We start from the raw sequence: 25799 nt of genomic DNA on the forward strand, positions 1-25799 counted from the left end.
CCACCAGCAGGTGGATGCCGCCGCTGCCGTTTAATGCGCCGCCGGTTCGGGCCCACCCCCGATGAGCGGGGACGGTGGTCACGGACGGTTCCGAGCCGTCGTCCCCGGTCAGTGGGCGGTCGGGTGCTCGGGCGCCATTCTGAGGGCGGCAGACGCTAACGTCGCGTAGGCATTCGAACACATCTTCGAATACACTGGAGGTGTCGTCTTCCCCGCTTCCCGGAAGGCACCAGCTCCCCGTATCCACTCGCTGCGCGGGCACTCACACCGCGTAGCCGCTGGGCATGGAGGTCTCATGGGTCTGTTCACACAATCGCTCGACGTCGTCCTGACGGAGGGCGGCGTTCTCTCCGCACTGACCTGGCGCGGGCAGCGGTACGACGTGCTGGAGGAGCCGCTGCAATGGTACGAGCGCCGCAAATGGTGGGAGGAGGAGCAGCGCGCCGAGCGCGGACGCGGACGCGGTCTCGTTGACCACGAGATCTGGCGCGTGCAGGCCCGCGGCGCCCGTGACGGTGACCTGCGCACCTTCGATCTCTCCCACCATGTCTCCTCCGGCCGCTGGCGGATGATCCGTCTGCACGACGCCGTGCGCGAGGAGGCTGCATGAAGGGTGGATTCGTGCATCTGGACGTTGCCACCGCCTACAGCGCGCACTACGGCGTGTCCCGCCCGGCCGATCTGGCCGCCGCAGCGGGCGCCGACGGCCAGGACGCCCTCGCCTGCACCGACCGGGACGGCCTCTACGGGGCCGTGAAGCATCTGGGCGCCTGCATCGAGCAGGGCATCGACCCCATCCTCGGAGTGAATCTGGCCATCCTGTCCGGAGTCGGCTCTCCGCGGCGCGCGGGAAGCCCGCCCCGCCGCCACGTGATCGGCCGCGTCGTCGTCCTGGCCCGCGGGCACCGCCGGGGCGCGGGCTACGCCGCACTGTGCCGCCTGGTCTCCGCCGCGCACGGGATGGACGGGGTCGGTGACGCGGGGAAGGCCGGGGCCAGGATCGTCGGCGTGACCAGAGACGTGCTGGCCGACTATGCCTCCGGGCGGAGACTGCGCCCGGAACTGCGTCTGGCTGCGGGGGAGGAGCCCCTGCTCACCGTCCTGCTGGGACCGGAATCGGACGTCGGACAGGCGGCCGTCGGCCACGACCACCGCCTGCTGCGCCGACGCCTGTCCGCCTGGCGCCGGGCGCTCCCCGAGGGGGCACTGGCCCTGGCGGCCGTCACCCACCTCAACGTGCCCGGATCACGGCTGAGCACCTCGCACGCCGTCAGGATCACCCGGGCGGGGCGCGAGAGCGGCCTCCCCGTGGTCCTGACCAACGCCGTCCGCTACGCGGACCCCGACGGTGCCGCCACGGCAGATGTGCTCGATGCGGTGCGCGCCGCACAGCCCCTGCAGCAACTGGCCGAGGAGCAGGAGGCCTGGCAGCCCAACGGACAGGGCTGGCTGAAGAGCACGGCCAGCATGATCCGCGTGGCGCAGAGCGTCGGGCAGGCGGCCGGGGGAGTGGAGGTCGCCGTCGACCTCCTCGAGCAGACCCGACGGATCGCAGACCTGAGCAGACTCGACCCCGTGGCCGATGTCGGATGGGGCCTGCCCGTGGTGCCCGAGGCGCGCATCATCGGCATCGACGGTGACCCGGACCGGGAACTGAAGCAGCGGTGCGAGGCAGGCATCACGCGTCTCTACAACGGCCCGGCCCTGCCCCGCCTCGGCCGAGCGGACGAGGCGGCCCTCCGGGACCGTCTGGAGGACGAGCTCTCCGTGATCGCCGAGCTGGGCTTCGCCGCCTACTTCCTCACCGTCGCGGAGGTCGCCCAACTCATCAGCGACCTCGGGATCCGCAACGCCGCCCGCGGATCCGGCGCCTCCAGCCTCGTCAACTACCTGCTCGGCATCAGCCACGTGGACCCCCTGAAGCACGACCTCATCTTCGAACGGTTCCTCTCTCGGCGCAGGACCACGCTCCCGGACATCGACATCGACGTGGAGAGCGCCGAACGCCACCGCGTCTACCGGGAGATCTTCGACCGCTTCGGGGCGGAGCGCGTGACGCTCATGAGCATGCAGAACGCGTACCGCGCCCGCGGCGCCGTACGCGACGCCGGGCTGGCCCTGGGACTGGAGCCCGAGCGGATCGATGACATCGCCAAACAGCTGTGGCGCTTCTCGGCGGGGAGCTTCCGCGAGGCCCTCGAGGAGAAGCCCGAGCTGGCCCGGTTCGCCGAGCAGGTCAGCTCCCACCGGCAGCTCGACCTGCTCGTGGACCTCACGGAACGGCTCGACCGGCTGCCGCGCCATATCTCCATGCACCCCTGCGGCGTGATCCTCTCCGACGCCTCGCTGCTGGACCGCACCCCCGTGCAGGCCAGCGGGCTCGGCCTCCCGATGAGCCAGTTCGACAAGCACGACATGGACCCGATGGGCATGATCAAGCTCGACGTGCTGGGCGTGCGGATGCAGAGCGCCATGGCCTACGCGGTCGCGGAGATCCGCCGCCTCCACGGCAGCGCCGGGGAGGTCGCCGCCGCCGGGGCGCACGGAACCGACTACGTCCACTCTGATGGGACCATCATGCTCGAGCACATCCCGCAGGACGACGAGGCGACGTTCGAGCTGATCCGCAGCACGCACACTCTCGGCTGCTTCCAGATCGAATCGCCGGGCCAGCGCGAACTGGTGGGCAAGCTCGCGCCCCAGCGGTTCAACGATCTCATCATCGACATCTCCCTCTTCCGACCCGGGCCCATGAAATCCAACATGGTCAAGCCCTATCTCGAGAACCGGCACGGCTTCGCCCCGGAGGTCTACCCGCACCCCGATCTGAGGCCCGCGCTCGCCGAGACCCACGGAGTCACCGTCTTCCACGAGCAGATCCTGCGGATCCTCAATGTCATGACCGGCTGCGCCTACGACGAGGCGGACGTCCTGCGCCGCTACCTCGGCAACCCGGACCGCGAACCCGAGGTGGAGGAGTTCTTTCGCACCGAGGCGACCCGGAAGAACTACGACCGGGCGGTCGTCGACGAGGTCTGGGAGACGCTCCGGGCCTTCGGCAGCTTCGGTTTCTGCAAAGCACACGGGGCGGCCTTCGCCGTCCCCACCTACCAGAGCGCCTGGCTCAAGACACACCATCCGGAGGCGTTCCTCGCCGGACTCTGGGAGCACGATCCCGGCATGTACCCCAAGCGCCTGCTGGTCGCCGAGGCGCGCCGGCTCGGGATCCCCATCCTGCCCCTCGACGTCAACGAGTCCGACGTCTCCTACCGGGTGCAGCGGTGCGACGACGGTCGACTGGGGATCCGGCTCGCGCTCAGCGGTGTCTACGGGGTCTCGGCGACCGAGGTGCGCCGCCTGCGGGCGGGACAGCCCTACGGTTCCCTGAGCGACGTCCGCGAGCGCTCCGGGCTGCGCCGGGTGTCCCTGGAGCGATACGCCGCCCTCGGTGCCTTCGACTCGCTGCAGCGCGGACGCGGCAACCGCGCCGATCTGGTCCGGCACTGGGGGCGGAACGCCGCAGCGAGCGTGCCGGCACGGTACCAGCCGATCGCCGGGCAGCTCCCGCTCCCGCTGCCCGACCTCGAGCTCGCGACGCTCCAGCTCGGCGCCCCCGCCCCGACGGCGGAGGAGACGGTCGGCACCGAGCTCGACCTGCTCTCGCTGGACGTCAGCGCGCACCTCATGGACTCGCATGCTGGGACCCTGCGACGCCTGGGCACCACGACGGCCGCCGATCTGCTCGGTCTGCGCAACGGCTCCGAGGTCCTCGTGGCAGGAATCCGCGTCGCGACACAGACGCCGCCGATGCGCGGCGGACGACGCGTGGTCTTCATCAGCATCGACGACGGGACCGGCTGCGTGGACTGCACGTTCTTCCACGAGGCACAGCAGGCCTCGGCGCCCTTCCTGTTCGGGACGCGCCTGCTCCTCATCCACGGGATCACCCGGCGCACCGGACCACGCGGCATCAGCGTCCAGGCCGTACAGGCATGGGACCTCGCCGACGCCGCCTCGTTGCCTGATCGCGAGGAACTGCCCGACGCACGCCAGCTGGCGCGGCACCGGGCCAGCCCGGTCCCGCAGCTGCGGGCCGCGGAACGCCTCGACACCCTCATGGAGGCCGAGGGGCTCGACAACCGGGTGGCCGCCTCGTGATAACTTGGGAACCGCAAGTCCACCCTTTAAGTCCGTCCAGTGAGGCGGGGAAGGAGGCGGCACCATGAGCTCTGCGGACTCCAACGAGAAGCCCAGCGGCACCAGTGTGTCCACGACGTCGCGCACGGTCCTGACCGGCAGCGACATCGAGCGCGTCCTCACGCGCATCGCCTACGAGATCATCGAGGCCAACAAGGGAACCCAGGATCTCATCCTGCTCGGCATCCCCACCCGCGGCTACCCGCTGGCGCGTCGCATCGCCCAGCGCATCGCCGCGACCGACCCGCAGCTCGACGCCGACGCCCTCGTCGGCCAGCTCGACGTCACCATGTACCGGGACGACCTGCGCCACGGCACCTCCCGCACCCCCTCGCCGACCCGCATCCCCGGGGCCAGCATCGACGGCAAGGTGGTCGTCCTCGTCGACGACGTCCTCTACTCCGGGCGCACCATCCGCGCGGCCCTCGACGCGCTCGCCGACCTGGGGCGTCCCCGCATCGTGCGACTGGCCGTCCTCGTGGACCGGGGACACCGCGAGCTCCCGATCCGCGCCGACCACGTCGGCAAGAACCTCCCCACCGCCACCAGCGAGAAGGTCCGGGTCCACCTCCAGGAGACCGACGCCGTCGACGGCGAGCGGGTCAACGAGGTCGTCATCGAGGGGGCCGCATGAAGCACCTGCTCTCCACCCACGACCTGAGCCGTGAGGACGCCGTGCGCATCCTCGACACCGCGGAGCAGATGGCGGCCGTCGGCACACGCGAGATCAAGAAGCTCCCCGCCCTGCGCGGCCGGACCGTGGTCAACCTCTTCTACGAGGACTCCACCCGGACCCGGATCTCCTTCGAGGCCGCCGCCAAGCGGCTCAGCGCCGACGTGATCAACTTCGCGGCCAAGGGCTCCTCCGTCTCCAAGGGTGAGTCGCTCAAGGACACCGCCCAGACCCTCGAGGCCATCGGCGCGGACGCTGTCGTGCTCCGCCACTGGGCCTCCGGCGCCCCGGCGCGACTGGCCGCCACCGATTGGATCAACGCCGCCGTCGTCAACGCCGGCGACGGCACCCACGAGCACCCCACCCAGGCCCTGCTCGACGCGTTCACGCTGCGCCGGCACTGGTCCCGAGTCCGCGGGATCGAGTCCACCGGCGCCGACCTGGACGGCATGCGCGTCGTGATCGTCGGCGACGTCCTGCACTCCAGGGTCGCGCGCTCCAACCTCTGGCTGCTGCGCACCCTCGGCGCCGAGGTGACCCTCGTCGCCCCGCCGACGCTGCTGCCCGTCGGGGCCGACGCCTGGCCGTGCGCCATCAGCTTCGACCTCGACGAGACACTCAGCACCGGCCCCGACGCCGTCATGATGCTCCGTGTCCAGGCCGAACGGATGAACGCCGCCTTCTTCCCGAGCGTCGCCGAGTACTCCCGGCGCTGGGGCTTCGACGACGTCCGCCTCGCCGCCCTCGACGAGCACGGCTTCGAGCACACGGCGATCCTGCACCCCGGGCCGATGAACCGCGGATTCGAGATCTCCTCGGGGGCCGCCGACTCGAAGCGTGCCCTGGTCCTCGAGCAGGTCGCCAACGGCGTCTCCGTGCGCATGGCCGTGCTCTACCTCCTGCTCTCCGGCGACAACTGACCCGACCGGCCGGGCCAGCGCCTGAACCGGCAGAGACGAACTGAATCCGGGCCGCCGACGGCGTGCCCGACCCGCACCTCGCCCGCGCCCCGCGCGCCGTAACAGCGACCGGCGCGACGCGTGCGAGAACTAGACTTGGGAGTCACCATGACCAGCACCGAAAACCACCCCGAGGCCTTCCTGATCCGCGGGGCCTCCCTGCTCGGGGGCGACCCCGAGGACTTCCTCCTCGCCGACGGCGAGATCGCCGCAGTCGGCCCCGACGCGGCCGCCCACCCCCGCGCCGCCGGCGCCCGCGAGATCGACGCGGCCGGTCTGATCGCCCTCCCCGGCATGGTGGACCTCCACACCCACCTGCGCGAGCCGGGCCGCGAGGACGCCGAGACCGTCGAGACCGGCACCCGGGCCGCCGCCCGCGGCGGGTTCACCGCCGTGCACGCCATGGCCAACTCGAACCCGGTCGCCGACACCGCGGGGGTCGTCGAGCAGGTCTGGAGCCTGGGCCGCCGCAGCGGCTGGGTCGACGTCCGCCCGGTCGGCGCGGTCACCGTCGGCCTCGCGGGGGAGCGGCTCTCCGAACTCGGGGCGATGGCCGAGTCCCGCGCCGGTGTCCGCGTCTTCTCCGACGACGGCATCTGTGTCTCCGACCCCGTCCTGATGCGCCGGGCCCTCGAGTACGTCAAGGCGTTCGACGGCGTCATCGCCCAGCACGCGCAGGAGCCCCGCCTGACCGAGGGGGCGCAGATGAACGAGGGCGAGGTCTCCGCCGTGCTCGGCCTGCCCGGCTGGCCGGCGGTCGCCGAGGAGTCGATCATCGCCCGCGACGTGCTGCTGGCCGAGCACGTCGGATCACGTCTGCACGTCTGCCATGTCTCCACCGCCGGAAGCGTCGACATCATCCGCTGGGCCAAGGCGCGCGGCATCGCCGTCACCGCCGAGGTCACGCCGCACCACCTGCTCCTCACCGAGGAGCAGGTCCGCACCTACGATCCCGTGTACAAGGTCAACCCGCCGCTGCGCCGGGAGGCCGACGTCCTGGCGCTCCGCGAGGCCCTCGCCGACGGAACGATCGACATCGTCGGCACCGACCACGCACCGCACCCGGACGAGGCCAAGGAGTGCGAGTGGGCCCAGGCCGCCATGGGCATGACCGGCCTGGAGACGGCCCTCTCGGTGGTCCAGCACACGATGATCGAGACGGGCATGATGACCTGGGCGGACTTCGCCCGCGTCACGTCGACGATCCCGGCGGCCATCGGCCGACTCGCCGACCAGGGCCGCCCGCTGGCCGTCGGCGAGCCGGCCAACGTCGTCCTCGTCGACCCGGCGCACCGCTGGACGGTCGACCCCGGCACGATGGCTACGATGGGGCGGAACTCACCGTTCGCCGGCATGGAGCTCCCCGGCCGCGTCGAGGCGACGTTCTACCGCGGCACCCCCACGGTGCTCGACGCCGAGCTGAACACCCCGCGTGCCCTCGGGGAGCAGGCGTGAGCGACTACGGCCTCGCACTCGCAGCGACCCTCGGCGTCGCCGCAGTGCTCGTTCTGCTGATCGTGCGCGGCTGGCGGGGGCGCCTCAAGCGCCAGTCCGACGTCGCGGAGCCACGGCCGGCCCCGCGAGGCCTCGGCGAGCCGCTGGCCTCCGCCGATGGGCAGTATGTCAGCACGACGACGGCGGGGGACTGGCTGGACCGCATCGCCGTGCACACGCTCGGCTACAAGGCCAACGCCACGCTCACCGTCCATCCCGAGGGTGTCCTCTACGCCCGCTCCGGCGCCCGGGACGTCTTCGTCCCGGCACGGGACGCGATCGGCGTGCGCCGCGAGTCCGGAATGGCCGGGAAGTTCGTCGAGCGCGACGGACTGATCGTGCTCGAATGGCGCCTCGGCGGACGCCCGGTGGACACCGGGTTCCGCGCCCGACGACCGGAGGCGGTCGCCGCCGTCCTCTCCGCCCTCGAAGAACTCACCGCGCCCGCTGCCGGCGGGCCCACGACCACACCTGACGCAGAACAGCCTGAACAGAAGGACACCAAGTGACTGCACAGAAGACCTCCGAGCCCGCGCTGCTGGTGCTCGAAGACGGCCGCATCTTCCGCGGCCGCTCGTACGGCGCCGTCGGCACCACGCTCGGCGAGACGGTGTTCGCGACCGGCATGACGGGCTACCAGGAGACCATCACGGATCCGTCCTACGCCCGCCAGCTGGTCGTCCAGACCGCCCCGCACATCGGCAACACCGGCATGAACCGCGAGGACGCCGAGTCCCGTCGCATCTGGGTCGCCGGCTACATCCTCCGCGACGCCGCCCGCCGCCCGTCCAACTGGCGCAGCGAGAAGCCGCTCGACCAGGAGCTTGCCGAGCAGGGCATCGTCGGCATCCAGGGCATCGACACGCGCGCCTTGACCCGGCACCTGCGCAGCGTCGGCTCGCTCAAGGGCGGCATCTTCGCCGGTGACGCCGCTCGCCGCCCGGAGGCCGACCTGGTCGCCGAGGTGCAGGACCAGCCCTCCATGAAGGGTGCCCGCCTGGCCGAGGAGGTCAGCGTCGACGAGGCGTACGTCGTCGAGCCGGCCGACTGTGGCTGGACCGGTGAACCCCGTTTCACGCTCGCCGCCATCGACCTGGGCATCAAGGGGATGACGCCGTTCCGCTTCGCCGAGCGCGGCGTGCGTGTGCACGTTCTGCCCGCAGCCTCGACCTACGAGGAGATCATGGCCGTCCAGCCGGACGGCGTGTTCATGTCCAACGGTCCCGGCGACCCCGCCACGGCCGACGTCCAGGTGGAGCTCCTGCGGCGGGTCCTCGACTCCGGCACGCCGTTCTTCGGCATCTGCTTCGGCAATCAGATCCTCGGCCGCGCCCTCGGTTTCGGCACCTACAAGCTGCGCTTCGGGCACCGCGGCATCAATCAGCCGGTCATGGACAAGACCACCGGCCGGGTGGAGATCACCAGCCAGAACCACGGCTTCGCCGTCGACGCGCCCACCGATGGCGTCGTCACGGCCCCCGAGGAGCGCTTCGGCCGCGTCGAGGTCAGCCACGTCTCCCTGAACGACGACGTCGTCGAGGGCCTGCGCTGCCTGGACCGCCCCGCCTTCTCGGTCCAGTACCACCCCGAGGCGGCGGCCGGACCGCACGACTCCGCCTACCTGTTCGACCGCTTCATCGATGTGATGGCCGCCCACGCCGAGACCCAGACCAAGGAAGTCAACTAATGCCGAAGCGCGAAGATCTCAAGTCCGTCCTCGTCATCGGCTCCGGCCCGATCGTCATCGGCCAGGCCGCTGAATTCGACTACTCGGGAACGCAGGCCCTGCGAGTCCTGAAGGAGGAGGGCCTGCGGGTCATCCTCGTCAACTCGAACCCGGCCACGATCATGACCGACCCCGAGTTCGCCGACGCGACCTACGTCGAGCCGATCACCCCTGAGGTGGTCGAGAAGATCATCGCCAAGGAGCGCCCCGACGCCGTCCTGCCCACGCTCGGCGGCCAGACGGCGCTGAACACGGCGATCGCCCTGGACAAGAACGGGGTCCTGGAGAAGTACGACGTCGAGCTGATCGGTGCGAACATCGCCGCGATCGAGCTGGGCGAGGACCGCGAGAAGTTCAAGGGCGTCGTCGAACGCTCCGGTGCGGAGTCCGCGCGGTCCGTCATCGTGCACAGTCTCGACGAGGCGTTCGCCGCCGTCGACTACCTCGGATACCCGATGGTGGTCCGCCCGTCCTTCACGATGGGCGGGCTCGGCTCCGGCATGGCCTACAACGCGGAGGACCTCCGCCGAATCGCCGGTGCGGGTCTGCAGTACTCTCCGACCACCGAGGTGCTCCTCGAGGAGTCCATCCTCGGCTGGAAGGAGTACGAGTTGGAGATGATGCGCGACAAGAACGACAACGTCGTCGTCGTCTGCTCCATCGAGAACTTCGACCCGGTGGGCGTGCACACGGGTGACTCCATCACCGTCGCCCCGGCGATGACGCTGACCGACCGCGAGTACCAGCGGCTGCGCGACATCGCGATCAACGTCATTCGCGAGGTCGGTGTCGACACCGGCGGCTGCAACATCCAGTTCGCGATCGAGCCGGACACCGGCCGCGTGGTCGTCATCGAGATGAACCCGCGCGTCTCACGCTCGTCCGCCCTGGCGTCCAAGGCCACCGGCTTCGCGATCGCCAAGATCGCCACGAAGCTCTCGCTCGGCTACACGCTCGACGAGATCCCGAACGACATCACGAAGAAGACGCCGGCGAGCTTCGAGCCGACGCTCGACTACGTCGTCGTGAAGGTCCCGCGCTTCGCGTTCGAGAAGTTCCCGGCCGCGGACAAGACCCTGACCACCACGATGAAGTCGGTGGGCGAGGCCATGGCGATCGGCCGCAACTTCACCGAGGCCCTGCAGAAGGCGTTGCGCTCGCTCGAGCAGAAGGGCGCCGAGCTGACGTTCGACGCGCCGGACGCGGACGAGGTCCAGCGGCTCCTGGACGCGTCGGAGAAGGGCAGCACGGAGCGCCTCTCCAACGTCCAGCGGGCCCTGCTCGGCGGTGCGTCGATCGAGCGGGTCTTCGAGGCTACCAAGATCGACCCGTGGTACCTGGACCAGTTGGCCCTGATCAACGAGATCGCCGCCGAGATCCGCGACGCCGAGTCGCTGACCGAGGATGTGCTGCGCAATGCCAAGCACCACGGGTTCTCCGACGCGCAGATCGGCTCGCTGCGGAACCTGGACGAAGCCGTGGTCCGTGGCGTCCGCCATGCCCTCGGCATCCGCCCGGTCTACAAGACCGTCGACACCTGCGCGGCCGAGTTCGAGGCCTTCACGCCGTACCACTACTCCTCCTACGACGAGGAGAACGAGGTCGGCCGGCACGAGAAGCCCAGCATCATCATTCTCGGCTCGGGCCCGAACCGCATCGGTCAGGGCATCGAGTTCGACTACTCGTGCGTCCACGCGACGATGGCGCTGCGCGAGGCCGGCTACGAGACCGTGATGGTCAACTGCAACCCGGAGACGGTCTCCACGGACTACGACGTCTCCACGCGCTTGTACTTCGAGCCGCTGACCCTCGAGGACGTCCTCGAAGTCATTCACGCGGAGCAGGCCACCGGCGGCGTGCACGGCGTCTTCGTCCAGCTCGGCGGCCAGACCCCGCTGAAGCTGGCGGCCGACCTCAAGCGCGCGGGCGTGCCGATCCTCGGCACCAGCCCCGAGGCGATCGACCTCGCCGAGCACCGTGGCGCCTTCCAGCGGGTGCTCGACGCGGCCGGCCTGATCGCCCCGAAGAACGGGACCGCCGTCTCCTTCGAGGACGCCAAGCGCATCGCCGACGAGATCGGCTACCCGGTCCTCGTGCGGCCCTCCTACGTGCTCGGCGGCCGCGGCATGGAGATCGTCTACGACGAGCCCAATCTGGCCCGCTACATCGAGAACGCCACGGAGATCACCGAGGACCACCCGGTCCTCGTGGACCGCTTCCTCGAGGACGCGATCGAGATCGACGTGGACGCGCTCTTCGACGGGACCGACCTCTACATGGGCGGGATCATGGAGCACATCGAGGAAGCCGGCATCCACTCCGGCGACTCCGCATGCGTCCTGCCGCCCATCACGCTGGGCTCGGACGTCATCGACCGCGTCCGCGAGGCCACCCGCCACATCGCCGCCGGCGTGGGCGTCCGCGGCCTGATCAACATCCAGTTCGCGCTCGCCTCCGACGTGCTGTACGTCATCGAGGCCAACCCGCGCGCGAGCCGGACGGTGCCGTTCACCTCGAAGGCCACCGGCGTCCAGCTGGCCAAGGCCGCCGCCCTCATCGGCACGGGCGCCACCATCGCGGCGCTGCGCGCCCAGGGGCTGCTCAATGCCGCCGGCGACGGCTCCACGCTGCCCCTGAGCGCACCCGTCTCGGTCAAGGAGGCGGTCCTCCCGTTCGCCCGCTTCCGGACCCCGGAGGGGCGCGTCGTCGACTCGCTGCTCGGCCCGGAGATGCGCTCGACCGGCGAGGTCATGGGCATCGACAAGTACTTCGACACCGCCTTCGCGAAGTCGCAGGCCGGGGCGAACAACCCCCTGCCGACCTCGGGCCGGGTCTTCGTCTCGGTCGCCAACCGCGACAAGCGCTCCATCGTCATCCCGGTCAAGCACCTGGCCGACCTCGGCTTCGAGATCGTGTCCACCGGCGGCACCGCGGACGTGCTCCGTCGCAACGGCATCGGCGCGACCGTGGTCCGGAAGGTCAGCGACGAGGCCGCCGAGGGCCAGGAGAGCATCGTGGACCTCGTCACCGACGGGAAGATCGACCTCATCCTGAACACGCCGTCCGGCGGCGATGCCCGCGGGGACGGGTATGAGATCCGCGCGGCGGCCACGAGCGTGGGCGTCCCCGTAATCACCACCGTCGCCGAGCTCGGCGCGGCGATCCAGGCGATCGCCGCGATCCGCGAGTTCGCCTGGGACGTGACGAGCCTCCAGGAGCACGCGGCCGTGATCGCCGAGGGCATCGCGGATCAGGCGGAGGTCGTCGCCGGTGTCTAGCCTGGCGCCCGCCCGCCCGGAGCCGTTCGGCGCACGCCTCGCTGCGGCGATGGCGGAGCGAGGACAGCTCTGCGCCGGCATCGACCCCCACCCCGGGTTGCTCGCGGCGTGGGGACTCGGCGACGATGTCGACGGCCTCCGCTCCTTCTCGCTGGCCGCACTCGAGGCGTTCGCCCCGGTCGTCGCGGCGATCAAGCCCCAGGTCGCCCTGTTCGAGCGGTACGGATCGGCCGGGATCGCCGTGCTCGAGGAGCTGCTCGCCTCGGCCCGCGGGGCCGGGGTCCTCACCATCGCCGACGCCAAGCGGGGCGACATCGGGTCGACGATGGCCGCCTATGCGGAGGCATGGCTCCGCGACGGGTCGCCACTCGCTGCGGACTCCGTCACGCTGAGCCCGTACCTCGGGTTCGAGTCCCTCCGCCCGGCCCTCGACCTCGCGGAGGCCACCGGCCGAGGTGTCTTCGTGCTCGGACTGACCTCCAATCCGGAGGGCGCGTCGGTCCAGCACGTCGGGGGAGACCGCTCGGTCGCCCGGGGCATCGTCGACGCCGTCCGGGCGGAGAATGTCGCCGCAGCCCAACGGACGGATGCAGTCCCAGGACTCGGGCACACCGGACTCGTCATCGGCGCGACCGTGGGGGAGGCGCTGGAACGCCTGGGCATCGACCTCGGCACCACGGCGGCCCCGATCCTGGCGCCGGGGTTCGGTGCCCAGGGGGCGACGGCCGAGGACCTGCGTGTGCTCTTCGACACCGCCTGGCCGCAGGTCCTGGCCACCAGCAGCCGAGGGTTGCTCGCGGCCGGGCCCGACGGGTCCGCGCTGCGGGCCGCGGCCGAACGGACCCGCGACGCCCTGGCCTGAGCCGCGTCGCGCCGCTCCGCCGTTCCACGCGGCGCTGACAGGGGAGGATCCGGCCCGGCCGCCGCGGGCCGGATCCTCCACGTTCACTCAAACACCGTTGCTTCTTAGCCGACTGTTCGCTAGGTTCGGAGCCACACCGAAGGTTTCGGGATGGCTCGTCTGGGGGCCGCCTCCGGGAACCGTCGAGCCGGCCAAAGGGGTACAGTGTCATGGTTCTGAAATCGCTGTCCGATGAAGATCGTGCAAACGCGCGTGCCAAGGCACTGCGTTCCCGGAGCCGCAGGGCCGAGGTCAAGGAGGCCTTCCGGCAGGGGGTCATGGACATCGGCGAGATTCTGGAGCTTGGCGCCACCGACGAGGCCGTCGGCCGGCTACGCGTCGCCGACCTCCTCGAGGCCGTGCCCGGCATCGGCGAAGTCAGGGCCACAGCCCTGATGGAGAAGCTGGGTATTTCGCCCAACCGCAGGGTCCGTGGGCTCGGACGCAAGCAACAAGCGGCGCTGATCGAACACTTCTCCCAGTAGGCCCGGCGAAGCGGGCCCAGACGAAAGGCACCATGACCGCGCCGCAGCACCCGCAGATCACCGTTCTCGCCGGACCGACCGCTGTCGGAAAGGGCACCGTCTCCACCTACATCCGTGAGAACTACCCCGAGGTCTGGCTCTCCGTCTCCGCGACGACCCGCCCCCCGCGCCCGGGCGAGCAGGACGGCGTCCACTACTACTTCATCTCCCGCGAGGAGTTCGACCGGCTGGTCCAGGCCGATCAGATGCTCGAATGGGCCGTCGTCCACGGCAAGAACTGCTACGGCACCATCCGGGACAAGGTCCTCCAGGCCGCTGCCGGAGGGCGGCACGTGCTGCTGGAGATCGACTTGCAGGGTGCCCGCCAGGTGAAGAAGACCCTCCCGGACGCCAGGTTCGTGTTCCTGGCCCCTCCGTCCTGGGAGGAGCTGGTGCGCCGTCTGGTGGGCCGCGGCACCGAATCGGCCGAGGAGCAGCAGCGTCGCCTCGAAACCGCTAAACTGGAACTTGCCGCCGAGCCGGAGTTCGACGTCACGATCGTGAACGACGACGTCAAGCGCGCCGCCGACGAGCTGGTCTCCCAGATGGGGCTGGCCCCGCGCGACGTCTAGCCGACTCCAACCGAAACGACTTTCTACAGAAATCTGGAGGCTTCGTGTCCACGAACCTTGAGGGTGTTATCAACCCGCCGATCGACGACCTGCTGAAGACCACCGACTCCAAGTACGCGCTGGTCATCAACGCTGCCAAGCGGGCACGTCAGATCAACGCCTACTACGCCCAGCTTCACGAAGGCCTGTTCGAATACGTCGGCCCGCTCGTCGACACCAAGCTCAACGAGAAGCCGCTCTCCATCGCCCTGCGCGAGATCAACTCCGGTGTCCTCCAGGTCAAGCCACTGGACGAGTCCGCCGCCTGACCGGCGACGGGTCCACCCCATGACGCAGCAGCGAATCGTCCTCGGTGTAGGCGGCGGCATCGCCGCCTACAAGGCCGCTTCGCTGCTGCGGCTGTTTAAGGAGCACGGCTTCCACGTCGACGTCGTCCCGACGGCCGCAGCCCTCGAATTCGTCGGGAAGCCCACCTGGGAGGCCTTGAGCGGCAACCCAGTCACCGACACGGTCTTCGAGGCCGTCGACGCCGTCAACCACGTCCGGCTCGGCCAGCAGGCCGACGCGGTGATCATCGCCCCGGCGACCGCCGATCTCCTGGCGAAGGCGGCTGCGGGCATGGCCGCGGACCTGTTGACCAACACGCTCCTGGCCACGCGCGCCCCCGTGCTCATGGCCCCTGCCATGCACACGGAGATGTGGGAGCATCCGGCGACTCGGACCAACGTCGAGACGCTGCGTAGCCGGGGAGTCCACGTGCTCGACCCCGCCGTCGGACGGCTCACCGGCCGGGACACGGGTCCCGGCCGCCTCCCCGACCCGGAGGCGATCTACGCCGCGGCCCTGCGGTTACTCGCCGCCCCGGGGGCCAGTGGCGCTCCAGCCGCTGGAGTATCGCCCGCCCAGGACACGCCCGGCGCCTCTGGCCCCCTGGCCGGCCGAACCGTCGTCGTCACCGCGGGCGGCACCCGCGAACCGCTCGACCCGGTCCGCTTCCTCGGCAACCGATCCTCGGGGAAGCAGGGCATCGCCGTGGCCCGCGTGGCCCTCGCTGCAGGTGCCGCCGTCCGTTTCGTCGCGGCGCACATGGACGAACCGGCGCCGGAGGGCGTCGAGCTGACCAGGGCCGGCAGTGCCCTGGAGCTCCAGCACGCCGTCTCCGAGGCGGCCCGCGGAGCCGATGTCCTCGTCATGGCGGCGGCCGTCGCGGACTTCCGCCCGGCGGACTACACCGAGGCCAAGATCAAGAAGGACGACGACGGCGGCGCCCCGACGATCCGGCTCGTGCGCAACCCCGACATCCTGGCCGATCTCGTCGAGGCCCGCGCAGCAGGCGGTCGGGCCGGGGCGGACCTGCCGTCGATCATCGCCGGATTCGCCGCGGAGACCGGCGACGGTGCATCCAGCGTGCTCGACTACGGGCGCCGGAAGCTCCAGCGGAAGGGCTGCGACCTCCTCGTCGTCAACGAGGTCGGCGTCGATCGCACCTTCGGACAGGACACCAACGACGCGACCATCCTGTTCCGGGACGACTCCGATCCGGTGCGCGTCGCTGGAACCAAGGACGACGTCGCCCGGGCCGTAGTCGACGCCATCGTCAGGGTGGGCAACCGGTAATGTTGTGCAGGTGACTGAAGCCAAAGCCCTCCGCCTTTTTAGTTCCGAGTCCGTGACCGAGGGGCATCCGGACAAGATCTGCGATCAGATCAGCGATGCGATCCTCGACGCCATGCTCGAACAGGACCCGAACGCCCGCGTCGCCGTCGAGACGATGACGACGACCGGACTCGTCCACGTGGCCGGCGAGGTCACCACGGAGGGATACGTCGAGATTCCCCGCCTCGTGCGCAGCACCATCCTGGGCATCGGGTACGACTCGTCCGCGAACGGGTTCGACGGTGCGCGGTGCGGCGTGTCGATCTCCATCGGCCAGCAGTCGCCGGAGATCTCCGACGGCGTCAACAAGTCCCTCGAGGCCCGCGAGGGCCGGCTCGAGGATCCGCGCGACGCGCAGGGCGCCGGCGATCAGGGCTTCATGTTCGGATACGCCAGCGATGAGACCGACGCGCTCATGCCCACCCCCATCTTCCTGGCCCACCGGCTCTCCGAGCGGCTGACGGAGGTGCGCAAGACCGGCGCCCAGCCGCTGCTGCGCCCCGACGGCAAGACGCAGGTCACCATCGGGTACGACGGCGACCGGCCCGTCGCCGTCGACACCGTCGTCGTTTCCGCCCAGCACGCCCGGGAGCTCGCGCTCGAGGACGTGCGGGAGATCCTGCAGGACGACGTCGTCGCACCGGTGCTCGGGGCCAGCGGGCTCGACACGAGCCGGACCAAGGTCATCCTCAACCCGGCGGGGCCGTTCATCGTCGGGGGCCCCGTCGGCGACGCCGGTCTGACGGGCCGCAAGATCATCGTCGACACCTACGGCGGCTTCGCCCGTCATGGTGGCGGCGCGTTCTCCGGCAAGGACCCCTCGAAGGTGGACCGCTCCGCCGCCTACGCCATGCGCTGGGTCGCTAAGAACATCGTGGCCGCGGGGCTGGCCCGCCGCGCCGAGGTCCAGGTCGCCTACGCGATCGGCCAGGCCCGTCCCGTCGGACTCTATGTCGAGACATTCGGCACGGAGACGGTCGACCCGGCCCGGCTGCCGCAGGCGATCCAGGAGATCTTCGACCTGCGCCCGCTCGGCATCATCCAGGAGCTCGACCTGCTCCGTCCCATCTACCAGGCGACCGCCGCCCACGGACACTTCGGCCGCACCGGGGCCGGTTTCCCCTGGGAGGAGACCAACCGGGTCGACGAGCTCCGGGCCTACTTCGGCGCCTAGGCGGTACCGAGAGTGGACGCCTCCCAGCCGTCCCTCCTGAGGGGCTTCGATGTCAGCGGTCCCGCCCCCGGGGGGCCGAAGGCAGCCGCGGATCACCCGATCGCCCGCGTCCTGCTGGAGACCCCCGTACCGCACCTCGACCAGCTGTACGACTACCTCGTGCCGGCCGACCTGGCCGCCGCCGCCGTCCCCGGCGCGCGCGTCCGGGCCCGGTTCGGCGGTCAGGAGCTCGGCGGTTTCATCGTCGAGCGCACCGATACGGCCCAGCCCGGCGTGAAACTCCAGCCGCTGCACCGGGTAGTCTCCGCCGAGCCGGTGCTGATCCCCGAGGTCCTCGACCTCTGCCGGGCGGTCGCCGAGCGCTACGCCGGAGTCGTGCCCGACGTCGTCCGGGCCGCCGTCCCGCCCCGCGCGGCGCGCGTGGAGAAGGAGGAGCAGCAGCCGGTCCCCGCTGCGGGTGCCGGCGGGACGGGTCCGTCCGACTCGTCGCCGACCGCCCCCGCGCCGGGGCGGGGCGGCGTGCTGTCCCGCTACGACGGCGGAGCAGACTTCCTGGGTGCAGTCGCGCGCGGCGAGACGGTCCGCGCCGTCGCGACCATCGCTGCGACCCACGGGTGGCGCAGCGGGTTCGTGGCGGTGACGGAAGCGGTGGAGGCGGCCACGGCTGCCGGCCGCGGCGCCATCGTCGTGGTGCCCGACCAGCGCGACGTCGAACGGCTCTGCCGGCACTTCGACGAGCACCTCGGCGCGGAGACGTTCGCCCGGCTGGCGGCGGACGACGGCGCCTCCGAACGGTACCGCCAGTTTCTGGCGCTGAGCCGGGGGCGCGTCCGCATCGCCGTCGGCACACGGTCCGCGGCCTTCGCCCCGGTGCAGGACCCGGGGCTGCTCGTCATCTGGGAGGACCACGACCCGTCGCACGCGGAGCCGCGCGCGCCCTACCAGCATGCCCGCGAAGTGCTCCTCCTGCGGAGCGGGCTGCAGGACGCGGCCCTCCTGATCGTCGGCACATCGCGCACGCCCGAGGCGCAGCGGCTCGTGCTCACCGGCTGGGCCACCGAGCTGACCCTGCCGAGGAGCGAGCTGCGCCGCACCGCTCCGCGCGTGCTCGCGACCTCCGATTCCTACCAGGCGGAGCGCGACCCGGTCCTGCACGCGGCCCGGCTGCCCCGCGCCGCCTGGCAGGCGGCCCATGACGGACTGGAGCGCGGTCCCGTGCTGGTCCAGGTCGCCCGCACCGGATTCATCCCGGCGCTGCGCTGCGAGCGGTGCCGCGAGGCGGCGCGCTGCCTCGAGTGCAACGGCCCGCTGGCGCTCTCCGAGCAAGGCGGGACGCCGCAGTGCCGCTGGTGCGGCGTCGTCGCCCACGGGTGGGCCTGCCTCGCCTGCGGGTTCCAGCGGCTCCGTGCGGCCAGTGTCGGGGCCGACCGCACCGCTGAGGAGCTCGGGCGGGCGTTCCCGCGCGCGCGGGTCGTCTCCGTCACGGGCGCGAACCCGCGGGACAGCGTGGCGGGCGCCGGAACACTGGTGGTCGCGACGCCCGGGGCCGAGCCGGTCGCCGACGGCGGCTACGCCGCTGTGCTCCTGCTCGACGGGGACCGCATGCTGGCACGGGACTCGCTGCGCACCGCGGAGGAGGTCCTCCACCGCTGGATGGCCGCCGCCTACCTCGGCCGGTCCAGCACCGACGGGGGAGTCGCGGTGGTGACCGCGGCGGACTCCGATCCGGTCCGCGCGCTGGTGCGCGGGGACGCGCCGGGCTATGCCGAGCGGGAACTGCTGCTGCGGCGCGAGCTCGGCCTGCCGCCGGCTGTGCGCAGCGCCGCCGTCACCGGTCCGTCGGCCGCCGTCGAGCGGTTCGTCTCCCGCCTGGAGCTGCCGGAGTCCGTGCGCCGGGTCGGACCCGTGATCGTCGAGGACGACGACGCCGTCAGGCATCGCTGGCTCCTCTTCTTCCGACACGCCGACGGCCCGTCGGTGACCGGGCAACTGCGGCACCTCAAGGCCGTCTCCTCGGCCAACCGGGAGCCCGTGGTCAACGTCCGGGTCGACGGGGACACGCAGCTCTGAGCGGACCGACCCGTCCTCGTTGCTGCGGCGTCACGGGCGCCATCGCCTCTGCCGCGACGACGCCCGGTGCGGCGCGCCGGCGAGGAATCCGCGCACCAGGGAAGCCGCCGCAGGGGCGGCTTCGTAGTGGATCAGATGCCCGACCCCGTCGATCATGCGCAGACGCGCGTCAGGGAACAGGTCGGCCAGCGCCCGCTGCGACGCCGGGCTGCCGAGTTCGTCCAGCGCCCCGGCCACGAGCAGCGTCGGCAGTGGAATCGAGGCGGCATAGTCGCGCACGGTGCAGGAGATCGAGGCGCCGAACGCCTCGAGGAGCGCGCGCCGGCTCGTGAACCCGCCGAAGTAGCGGCGGTGCTGCTCCCGGACGTAGTCCCGCGTCGCGCGGTCCCGTGACTTGGTCATGGCCAGACTCATCACATCGGTGACCAGCCGCCAGCGCAGCAGCCGTTCGCCGATCGGCGCTGGCAGCGCCTCGCCGCAGCGGTAGAAGAGGTGCGCCAGACGGGACAGGACCGCCTCCGAACCCTCCAGGGCCGGCTCGCTGATCGGGTTGATCAGGATGAGCCCCGACCACCGGTGCGGCGAGGCCGCGGCGTGGGCGGCAGCCACGATCGAACCGAACGAGTGACCCAACAGGACGGCGTGGTCACCAATGGCGAGGTCCTCCACCAGCGCGGACAGCACGGCCGCATAGCCGTCGATGTCGTGCCGGTGCGGAGAGTCCTCGGGGATCTCCGTCGAGGAGCCGAAGCCGGGCAGATCCGGGACGACGAAGGTCGTTTCGGGCAGCGCCTCGATCAGGCGCGCGAGACCATGGTGGTCGCCGCGGAAACCATGGACCGCGACGACCGCCTCGGGGGGCGGGAGACGACGGGCGCGGCCGGCCGCAACGGCGTCGGCGCTGCCGGGATAGGTCCAGCACCGCACGGTGGCGCCATGCAGCTCGTGGGTGCTGACCAGGGCGCGGCGGGGGCTCATGCCTCCAACCTACCGCCCTCCCGGCTGGGCGACCGGCGTGCCTGCTTCCGCTCGTGGAACTGGATCAATCGCCTGGCCGCGCCCTCGTCGACCACGAGGTCGGTGATGTATCCGGCGGTCAGGGCCGCGGCGAGGGCGGGGACCTTGGACTTCCCGGCCACGGCGCAGACACGGCGCGGGACCTGGCGCAGCTGCTCCAGCGCCGGGCCCGTGGACCGGCGGTTGAGGTCGATCTCGGCCGTGCCGCCGTCGGACCGGTAGAACACCGTGGCGATGTCGCCGACCACTCCCTGCCTGCGGAGCTCGCGCACGTCGGCGGGGGAGAGGTAACCGCCTCGATACACGTGGCTGGGCACCTCGGCCCCGATGGTCCCGAGTCCGAACACGGCCAGCCCCATGTGCGCGTGCAGGTCCAGGACGCGGCGGACCGAGCGCTCCTGCCACATCAGCTCGCGGGTCTCCGGGTGGTCGAAGAACGTGGGAACGGGGAACTGCTCCACCCGGGCCGTGAAGGCCGTCTCGAACCGGTGCAGGATGTCGGAGGCGTAGCCGATGCCGGAGGACTGCGGGTTGCCCGAGCCATTCAGCTGGACGATCACCGTGTCGTGCGTGGGCTTGCGCTTGAGGTGCCTGCTCAGGGCCGTCACGGTGGAGCCCCAGGCGACGCCGACGGTCATCTCCGAGTCGACCAGCTGGCCCACCAGGCCCGCTGCATGGAGGGCCACGCGGTCCAGGACCTGCGATTCGCCCAGCCCGCCGTCGGTCGGGACCACGTGGGCGCGGACATCGAAGAGCCGCGCGATCGCCGCGGCCGTCTCCGGACCCTGCAGCTGATGGTCGGTGATCGAGATCGTGACCATGCCCGAGTCGCGGGCGTAGGCGAGCAGCCGCGAGACGGTGGAACGGGATGTGCCCAGGTCTCGGGCGATCGAGTCCATGGTGAGGTGCTGGACGTAGTACAGCTGCGCTGCCCGCAGGGCCTGCGCGTCCCGACGTTGGGGCATGCCCCCTCGGTGATCGGCCTCACGTTTTCTCACGGACCAGCTCACCTCCCGCCGTCGGATCGTGTCCCAGGGCACCATTTTTGCACATTCGTGCAGTTCGTTTGACCGGCTGTGCAGGGAGTTCAAAGACTGAAGCCGCGCCCCCCGGACGGGGCCGCGAGTTCCCGACCAAGGAGTCCACCGCATCGTGCACACCGACCAGACCCGCCAGATCGTTCGTCAGCTCCGAGACCGCCCGCGGGCGCGAGTCCTCATCGTCGGGGGCGGCATCAACGGAGTCGCCACCTTCCGCGACCTCGCGCTGCAGGGCGTCGATGTGACGCTCGTCGAGCGCGGAGACTACTGCCAGGGAGCCTCTGGCGCCTCCAGCCACATGATCCACGGCGGCATCCGCTATCTGGAGAACGGTGAGTTCCGGCTCGTCCACGAGTCGGTCCAGGAACGCAACGGATTGCTGGCCGTCGCACCGCACCACGTCAAACCGCTGCGCACGACCATCCCGATCTTCTCCACGTTCTCCGGCATCCTGTCGGCGCCGATGCGCTTCCTGACCCACCGCTCCGGCACGCCGACCGAGCGCGGCGCCGTCCTGATCAAGCTCGGCCTGACGATGTACGACGCGTTCGCCGGCCTCCGTCGCCGCACGCCGTGGCACACCTTCCACGGCCGCCGCGCCAGCCTCGAGCAGCTCCCGGCGCTGCGCCCGGACGTGAAGTACACGGCGACCTACTTCGACGCCTCGGTGCACAATCCCGAGCGCCTCACGCTCGACGTCCTGCGCGACGGCCTCGCCGCCAACCCGAGGGCCCGGGCCGCCAATCACCTCGCCCTCGTCGGGCACGACGGCGAACGAGTCACCCTCCGCGACGAGCTCACCGGCGAGTCGTTCGAGTTCGCCGCCGACGTCGTCGTGAACGCGACGGGTGCGTGGACCGATCTGACGAACTCCGACCTCGGGACCGGCACCCAGTACATGGGCGGGACCAAGGGGTCCCACATCGTGCTGGACCACCCGGAGCTGCACGCCGCGTGCGCGGGTCGCGAGATCTTCTTCGAGCACACCGACGGACGGATCGTGCTGATCTACCCGTTGGGCGACCGGGTCCTCGTCGGGACCACCGACATCGACGCCGACATGAGCGAGGACCCCGTCTGCACCGAGGCCGAGGTCGACTACTTCTTCGAGCTCATCGGCCACGTCTTCCCGGGCCTCACCGTGGAACGGGAGCAGATCGTGTACCGGTTCTCCGGCGTGCGCCCCCTCCCGCGGCACGACGAGACCGCCCCGGGATTCGTCTCCCGCGACTACCGCATCGAGCGGCGCCAGGGCGGGAACACCGTCCTCTCGCTGGTCGGCGGCAAGTGGACGACCTTCCGGGCCGTCGCCGAGCACCTGACCGACGAGGTCCTCGGCGAGCTCGGGCTCCAGCGCTCCGTGCCGACCCGCGGCCTGGCGATCGGAGGCGGCCGGAACTACCCGACCACCGACGCCGGACGCCGCGCCTGGGTCTCGGCCCGCACCGACTTCGCCAGTGCGGAGCGACTCGACCTGTTCCTCGAGCGCTACGGCACCCGGGCCGACGAGGTCCTGCCGTACCTCGGCCCGGACGACGCGCCCCTGCGCGGGCTCGGCAACCCGAACGAGCTGTCCACGGGCGAGCTCGAGTACCTCGTCGCGAACGAGCAGGTCTTCCGCCTCGTCGACGTCCTCGTCCGCCGGACCTCGCTGGCCTTCCGCGGGCTGGTGACCCATGAGCTGCTCGAGCACCTGGCCGACGAACTGGCCGACCGGCTCGGCTGGGACGCAGCGCGCCGCGACGCGGAGCTCGCCGACAGCACGTCCGTGCTCGAGCGCCTGCACCAGGTCGCGCTGGCCTGATCTCCACGGCCTGGTCTCCACGGCCTGATCGCCACGGCCGGGCACCCCGGGCCTTCACCGTCCGGGGTGCCCGGGCCGACCCACAGTCCTGCCTCGATGGGCGTGTCCTTCCGCGCCCGAGGCCTCCACCACTGCACCTCGGACCGCACCACCCACCACCCGCAATCCACGACTGACAACGGAGTCAACCATGACCCTGGAAGTGTTCCTCGCCGAGATGCTCGGCACCATGACCCTGCTGGCGTTCGGCGGCGGCGTCGTCGCCAACGTCGTCCTGGCCCGCACCAAGGGCTTCAACGGCGGCTGGCTGCTCATCAACTTCGGCTGGGGCCTCGGCGTCTTCTCGGGCGTCTTCGTGGCGGCCCAGTCAGGGGGTCATCTCAATCCCGCCGTGACGGTCGGGCTCCTCGCGAACCCGGACGTCACCGAGTACGCGCCGGGCGTCGCCATCACGCTGGCGAGCACGCTCCTCTACTTCGCGGCCCAGATGCTCGGTGCGTTCCTGGGAGCCGTGATCACCTGGCTGACCTACCGCAACCACTTCGATGCCGACGGGAACGACGCCGCGGTCAAGCTCGCCGTCTTCTCGACCGGCCCGGAGATCCGCAACAAGCCATGGAATGTGCTCACGGAGGTCGTCGGCACCTTCTTCCTCGTCTTCGTCATCGCCCGCTTCGGCGACACCCCGCACTCCCTGGGCCCGCTGGCGGCCGGCCTCCTGGTCCTCGCGATCGGCGCCTCCCTCGGCGGCCCGACCGGGTACGCCATCAACCCCGCCCGCGACCTCGGCCCCCGCATCGCGCACGCCCTGCTCCCCATCAAGGGCAAGGGCAGCAGCGACTGGGGCTACTCCTGGGTCCCGATCGTCGGCCCGCTGATCGGCGGCGCCCTCGGCGGCCTCGTCGCCGGCGCGGCCTTCTAAACCCCAGCCCACCCGCCTACACTCACCAGTCAAAGGAGACCCCATGAGCTACATCATCGCGATCGACCAGGGCACCACCAGCAGCCGCGCCATCGTCTTCGACCACTCGGGCGACATCGTCTCGGTCGGGCAGAAGGAGCACGAGCAGATCATGCCGCGCGCCGGCTGGGTCGAGCACGACCCCGCCGAGATCTGGACCAACGTGCGCGAGGTCGTCGGTCAGGCGCTCTCCCGCGCCAACCTGACCCGGCACGACATCGACTCCGTCGGCATCACCAACCAGCGGGAGACCGCCGTCGTCTGGGACAGGAACACCGGCGAGCCGGTCTACAACGCCATCGTCTGGCAGGACACGCGGACGCAGCGGATCGTCGACGAGCTGGCCGCCGACGGCGGCACGGACCGATACAAGGACCGCGTCGGCCTCCCGCTGGCGACCTACTTCGCCGGGACCAAGGTCAAGTGGATCCTGGACAACGTCGACGGCGCCCGGGAGCGGGCCGAGGCCGGCGACCTGCTCTTCGGCACCACGGACTCGTGGGTCCTCTGGAACCTCACGGGCGGGACCAACGGGGGCGTCCACGCCACCGACGTCACGAACGCCTCGCGCACCCTGTTCATGGACCTGGAGACGCTGACCTGGAACCAGGAGATCCTCGACGACTTCGGCGTCCCGGCGTCGATGCTGCCGGAGATCAAGTCCTCCTCCGAGGTCTACGGCACCGTCGCCGGATCGCAGCTGCTCCGCGAGGTGCCGGTCGCCGGCATCCTCGGCGACCAGCAGGCGGCCACCTTCGGCCAGGCCGCCTTCGGGCAGGGCGACGCGAAGAACACGTACGGCACTGGTTGCTTCCTCATCTTCAACACCGGCGAGGAGATCGTCCGGTCGCAGAGCGGGCTCCTGACCACGGTCGCGTACAAACTCGGTGACGAGCGGACGGTCTACGCGCTCGAGGGCTCGATCGCCGTCGCCGGCTCCCTGGTGCAGTGGTTCCGCGACCAACTGGGCATCATCGCCACGGCCCCCGAGATCGAGCAGCTGGCCAGCAGCGTCGAGGACAACGGCGGGGTCTACATCGTGCCCGCCTTCTCGGGGCTCTTCGCCCCGCACTGGCGACCCGAGGCCCGCGGGGCGATCGTCGGCCTGACCCGCTTCGCCAACCGGAACCACCTGGCCCGGGCAGCACTGGAAGCCACGGCGTTCCAGACCCGCGAGGTGCTCGACGCGGTCAACTCCGACGCCGGGGTGCCGCTCAGCGAGCTCCGCGTCGACGGCGGCATGGTCGCCAACGACGCGCTGATGCAGTTCCAGGCGGACATCCTCGGGGTGCCGGTGGTCCGGCCCCGCATCATCGAGACCACGGCCCTCGGCGCGGCCTACGCCGCTGGCCTGGCCACCGGGTTCTGGAACGATCTCGGCGAGCTCACGGCCAACTGGTCCGAGGACCAGCGCTGGGCGCCGGCGATGGAGGAGGCTGAGCGCGAGCGTCAGATGCGCCTCTGGCGCAAGGCCGTCCAGCGCACCCTCGACTGGGTCGACGAGGACGTGTCCGGCTGACGTCCGGCCCCGCGGTCCCGGCACGGAAGAGCGACGGAGGCGAGGGGACGACGGCGGCGCGCACCGCCGTCGTCCCGTCGCCGGTGCGCTAAACTGACCGCATGGATCTGTCCCTCCAGCTAACGTAGCCGCGCGGAGCCCCGCCATCCGGGGCCATCGTGCGGCGACCCCTTGTCTACAAGGGGTTTTTGTTTGTCTGGGAGGAAATCTCCCGCACCCGTTCAACCAGCGAAG

General features: G+C 70.9%; 20 protein-coding genes. 18 read left to right on the forward strand and 2 right to left on the reverse strand.

The annotated features are described in order from the left end of the window. The first annotated feature begins 295 nt into the window (after nucleotides 1–295). The 15 genes from RIN46_RS04335 to RIN46_RS04405 all read left to right on the forward strand — a co-directional run bounded on the left by RIN46_RS04335 (nucleotide 296) and on the right by RIN46_RS04405 (nucleotide 19224). On the forward strand, nucleotides 296–610 hold the full coding sequence (locus RIN46_RS04335; protein WP_309079811.1) for a DUF6504 family protein: 315 nt from the start codon (nucleotides 296–298) through the stop codon (nucleotides 608–610). After that, nucleotides 607–4158: a DNA polymerase III subunit alpha gene (locus RIN46_RS04340; RefSeq protein ID WP_309079810.1), complete on the forward strand. Its 3552-nt coding sequence runs from the start codon at nucleotides 607–609 to the stop codon at nucleotides 4156–4158. Before RIN46_RS04335 ends, RIN46_RS04340 begins: the two co-directional genes overlap by 4 nt. A gap of 64 nt (nucleotides 4159–4222) precedes the next feature. Further along, entirely contained in the window at nucleotides 4223–4831 is a 609-nt protein-coding gene (gene pyrR, locus RIN46_RS04345) for a bifunctional pyr operon transcriptional regulator/uracil phosphoribosyltransferase PyrR (RefSeq protein WP_309079809.1), read from the forward strand. Continuing rightward, complete coding sequence (locus RIN46_RS04350; RefSeq protein WP_309079808.1) at nucleotides 4828–5790, forward strand: aspartate carbamoyltransferase catalytic subunit; 963 nt, start codon at nucleotides 4828–4830, stop codon at nucleotides 5788–5790. The genes pyrR and RIN46_RS04350 overlap by 4 nt, the downstream gene beginning before the upstream one ends. A 147-nt stretch (nucleotides 5791–5937) precedes the next feature. Then, the gene (locus tag RIN46_RS04355) at nucleotides 5938–7284 is read left to right on the forward strand and encodes a dihydroorotase (RefSeq protein WP_309079807.1); all 1347 of its coding nucleotides are present in this window, start codon (nucleotides 5938–5940) and stop codon (nucleotides 7282–7284) included. After that, nucleotides 7281–7832, forward strand: coding sequence for a hypothetical protein (locus tag RIN46_RS04360; protein ID WP_309079806.1), 552 nt, complete (start codon nucleotides 7281–7283; stop codon nucleotides 7830–7832). Before RIN46_RS04355 ends, RIN46_RS04360 begins: the two co-directional genes overlap by 4 nt. After that, the gene (gene carA / locus RIN46_RS04365) at nucleotides 7829–9010 is read left to right on the forward strand and encodes a glutamine-hydrolyzing carbamoyl-phosphate synthase small subunit (protein WP_309079805.1); all 1182 of its coding nucleotides are present in this window, start codon (nucleotides 7829–7831) and stop codon (nucleotides 9008–9010) included. Before RIN46_RS04360 ends, carA begins: the two co-directional genes overlap by 4 nt. After that, the gene (gene carB, locus RIN46_RS04370; protein ID WP_309079804.1) at nucleotides 9010–12327 is read left to right on the forward strand and encodes a carbamoyl-phosphate synthase large subunit; all 3318 of its coding nucleotides are present in this window, start codon (nucleotides 9010–9012) and stop codon (nucleotides 12325–12327) included. Before carA ends, carB begins: the two co-directional genes overlap by 1 nt. Then, complete coding sequence (pyrF, locus tag RIN46_RS04375; protein WP_309079803.1) at nucleotides 12320–13189, forward strand: orotidine-5'-phosphate decarboxylase; 870 nt, start codon at nucleotides 12320–12322, stop codon at nucleotides 13187–13189. Before carB ends, pyrF begins: the two co-directional genes overlap by 8 nt. Nucleotides 13190–13398: 209 nt before the next feature. Further along, nucleotides 13399–13713, forward strand: coding sequence for an integration host factor, actinobacterial type (gene mihF, locus RIN46_RS04380; protein WP_309079802.1), 315 nt, complete (start codon nucleotides 13399–13401; stop codon nucleotides 13711–13713). A 32-nt stretch (nucleotides 13714–13745) separates the two neighbouring features. Next, on the forward strand, nucleotides 13746–14324 hold the full coding sequence (gmk, locus tag RIN46_RS04385) for a guanylate kinase (protein ID WP_309079801.1): 579 nt from the start codon (nucleotides 13746–13748) through the stop codon (nucleotides 14322–14324). Between the two features lie 44 nt (nucleotides 14325–14368). After that, nucleotides 14369–14632, forward strand: coding sequence for a DNA-directed RNA polymerase subunit omega (gene rpoZ / locus RIN46_RS04390; RefSeq protein ID WP_309079800.1), 264 nt, complete (start codon nucleotides 14369–14371; stop codon nucleotides 14630–14632). A gap of 19 nt (nucleotides 14633–14651) precedes the next feature. Then, the gene (gene coaBC, locus RIN46_RS04395) at nucleotides 14652–15941 is read left to right on the forward strand and encodes a bifunctional phosphopantothenoylcysteine decarboxylase/phosphopantothenate--cysteine ligase CoaBC (RefSeq protein WP_309079799.1); all 1290 of its coding nucleotides are present in this window, start codon (nucleotides 14652–14654) and stop codon (nucleotides 15939–15941) included. Nucleotides 15942–15951: 10 nt separating this feature from the next. Beyond that, nucleotides 15952–17154 carry a methionine adenosyltransferase gene (gene metK, locus RIN46_RS04400; protein WP_309079798.1) on the forward strand — a complete coding sequence of 401 codons (1203 nt, stop codon included), beginning with the start codon at nucleotides 15952–15954 and terminating at the stop codon, nucleotides 17152–17154. Nucleotides 17155–17166: 12 nt separating this feature from the next. Next, a complete protein-coding gene (locus tag RIN46_RS04405; RefSeq protein WP_309079797.1) occupies nucleotides 17167–19224 on the forward strand; it encodes a primosomal protein PriA in 2058 nt (685 codons plus the stop codon). A gap of 30 nt (nucleotides 19225–19254) precedes the next feature. Here the strand turns inward: RIN46_RS04405 and RIN46_RS04410 are convergent, their stop codons facing one another. Both RIN46_RS04410 and RIN46_RS04415 read right to left on the reverse strand, forming a co-directional pair. Then, nucleotides 19255–20202 (reverse strand): alpha/beta fold hydrolase, encoded by a 948-nt coding sequence (locus RIN46_RS04410; RefSeq protein ID WP_309079796.1) that lies wholly within the window; start codon nucleotides 20200–20202, stop codon nucleotides 19255–19257. Beyond that, nucleotides 20199–21206, reverse strand: a complete 1008-nt coding sequence (locus tag RIN46_RS04415) for a sugar-binding transcriptional regulator (protein ID WP_309079795.1) — start codon at nucleotides 21204–21206, stop codon at nucleotides 20199–20201. Before RIN46_RS04415 ends, RIN46_RS04410 begins: the two co-directional genes overlap by 4 nt. 187 nt (nucleotides 21207–21393) lie before the next feature. On the opposite strand from RIN46_RS04415, the gene RIN46_RS04420 reads away from it, so the two are divergent. From RIN46_RS04420 to glpK, 3 genes are all read left to right on the forward strand, one after another. Further along, entirely contained in the window at nucleotides 21394–23085 is a 1692-nt protein-coding gene (locus RIN46_RS04420; RefSeq protein WP_309079794.1) for a glycerol-3-phosphate dehydrogenase/oxidase, read from the forward strand. A gap of 190 nt (nucleotides 23086–23275) precedes the next feature. After that, a complete protein-coding gene (locus RIN46_RS04425) occupies nucleotides 23276–24007 on the forward strand; it encodes an MIP/aquaporin family protein (RefSeq protein WP_309079793.1) in 732 nt (243 codons plus the stop codon). Nucleotides 24008–24050: 43 nt separating this feature from the next. Then, entirely contained in the window at nucleotides 24051–25565 is a 1515-nt protein-coding gene (glpK, locus tag RIN46_RS04430) for a glycerol kinase GlpK (RefSeq protein ID WP_309079792.1), read from the forward strand. Nucleotides 25566–25799 lie beyond the last annotated feature (234 nt).

The sequence above is a fragment of the Zhihengliuella sp. genome (assembly GCF_031178195.1).
Classification (GTDB): Bacteria; Actinomycetota; Actinomycetes; order Actinomycetales; family Micrococcaceae; genus Zhihengliuella.

Excerpts from the sequence above, each read along its gene's own strand:
- RIN46_RS04335 (WP_309079811.1), top strand. The coding sequence starts at position 296 with ATGGGTCTGTTCACACAATCGCTCGACGTCGTCCTGACGGAGGGCGGC.
- RIN46_RS04340 (WP_309079810.1), top strand. The coding sequence starts at position 607 with ATGAAGGGTGGATTCGTGCATCTGGACGTTGCCACCGCCTACAGCGCG.
- pyrR (WP_309079809.1), top strand. The coding sequence starts at position 4,223 with ATGAGCTCTGCGGACTCCAACGAGAAGCCCAGCGGCACCAGTGTGTCC.
- RIN46_RS04350 (WP_309079808.1), top strand. The coding sequence starts at position 4,828 with ATGAAGCACCTGCTCTCCACCCACGACCTGAGCCGTGAGGACGCCGTG.
- RIN46_RS04355 (WP_309079807.1), top strand. The coding sequence starts at position 5,938 with ATGACCAGCACCGAAAACCACCCCGAGGCCTTCCTGATCCGCGGGGCC.
- carB (WP_309079804.1), top strand. The coding sequence starts at position 9,010 with ATGCCGAAGCGCGAAGATCTCAAGTCCGTCCTCGTCATCGGCTCCGGC.
- mihF (WP_309079802.1), top strand. The coding sequence starts at position 13,399 with ATGGTTCTGAAATCGCTGTCCGATGAAGATCGTGCAAACGCGCGTGCC.
- gmk (WP_309079801.1), top strand. The coding sequence starts at position 13,746 with ATGACCGCGCCGCAGCACCCGCAGATCACCGTTCTCGCCGGACCGACC.
- coaBC (WP_309079799.1), top strand. The coding sequence starts at position 14,652 with ATGACGCAGCAGCGAATCGTCCTCGGTGTAGGCGGCGGCATCGCCGCC.
- RIN46_RS04410 (WP_309079796.1), bottom strand. The coding sequence starts at position 20,202 with ATGAGCCCCCGCCGCGCCCTGGTCAGCACCCACGAGCTGCATGGCGCC.
- RIN46_RS04415 (WP_309079795.1), bottom strand. The coding sequence starts at position 21,206 with ATGCCCCAACGTCGGGACGCGCAGGCCCTGCGGGCAGCGCAGCTGTAC.
- RIN46_RS04425 (WP_309079793.1), top strand. The coding sequence starts at position 23,276 with ATGACCCTGGAAGTGTTCCTCGCCGAGATGCTCGGCACCATGACCCTG.
- glpK (WP_309079792.1), top strand. The coding sequence starts at position 24,051 with ATGAGCTACATCATCGCGATCGACCAGGGCACCACCAGCAGCCGCGCC.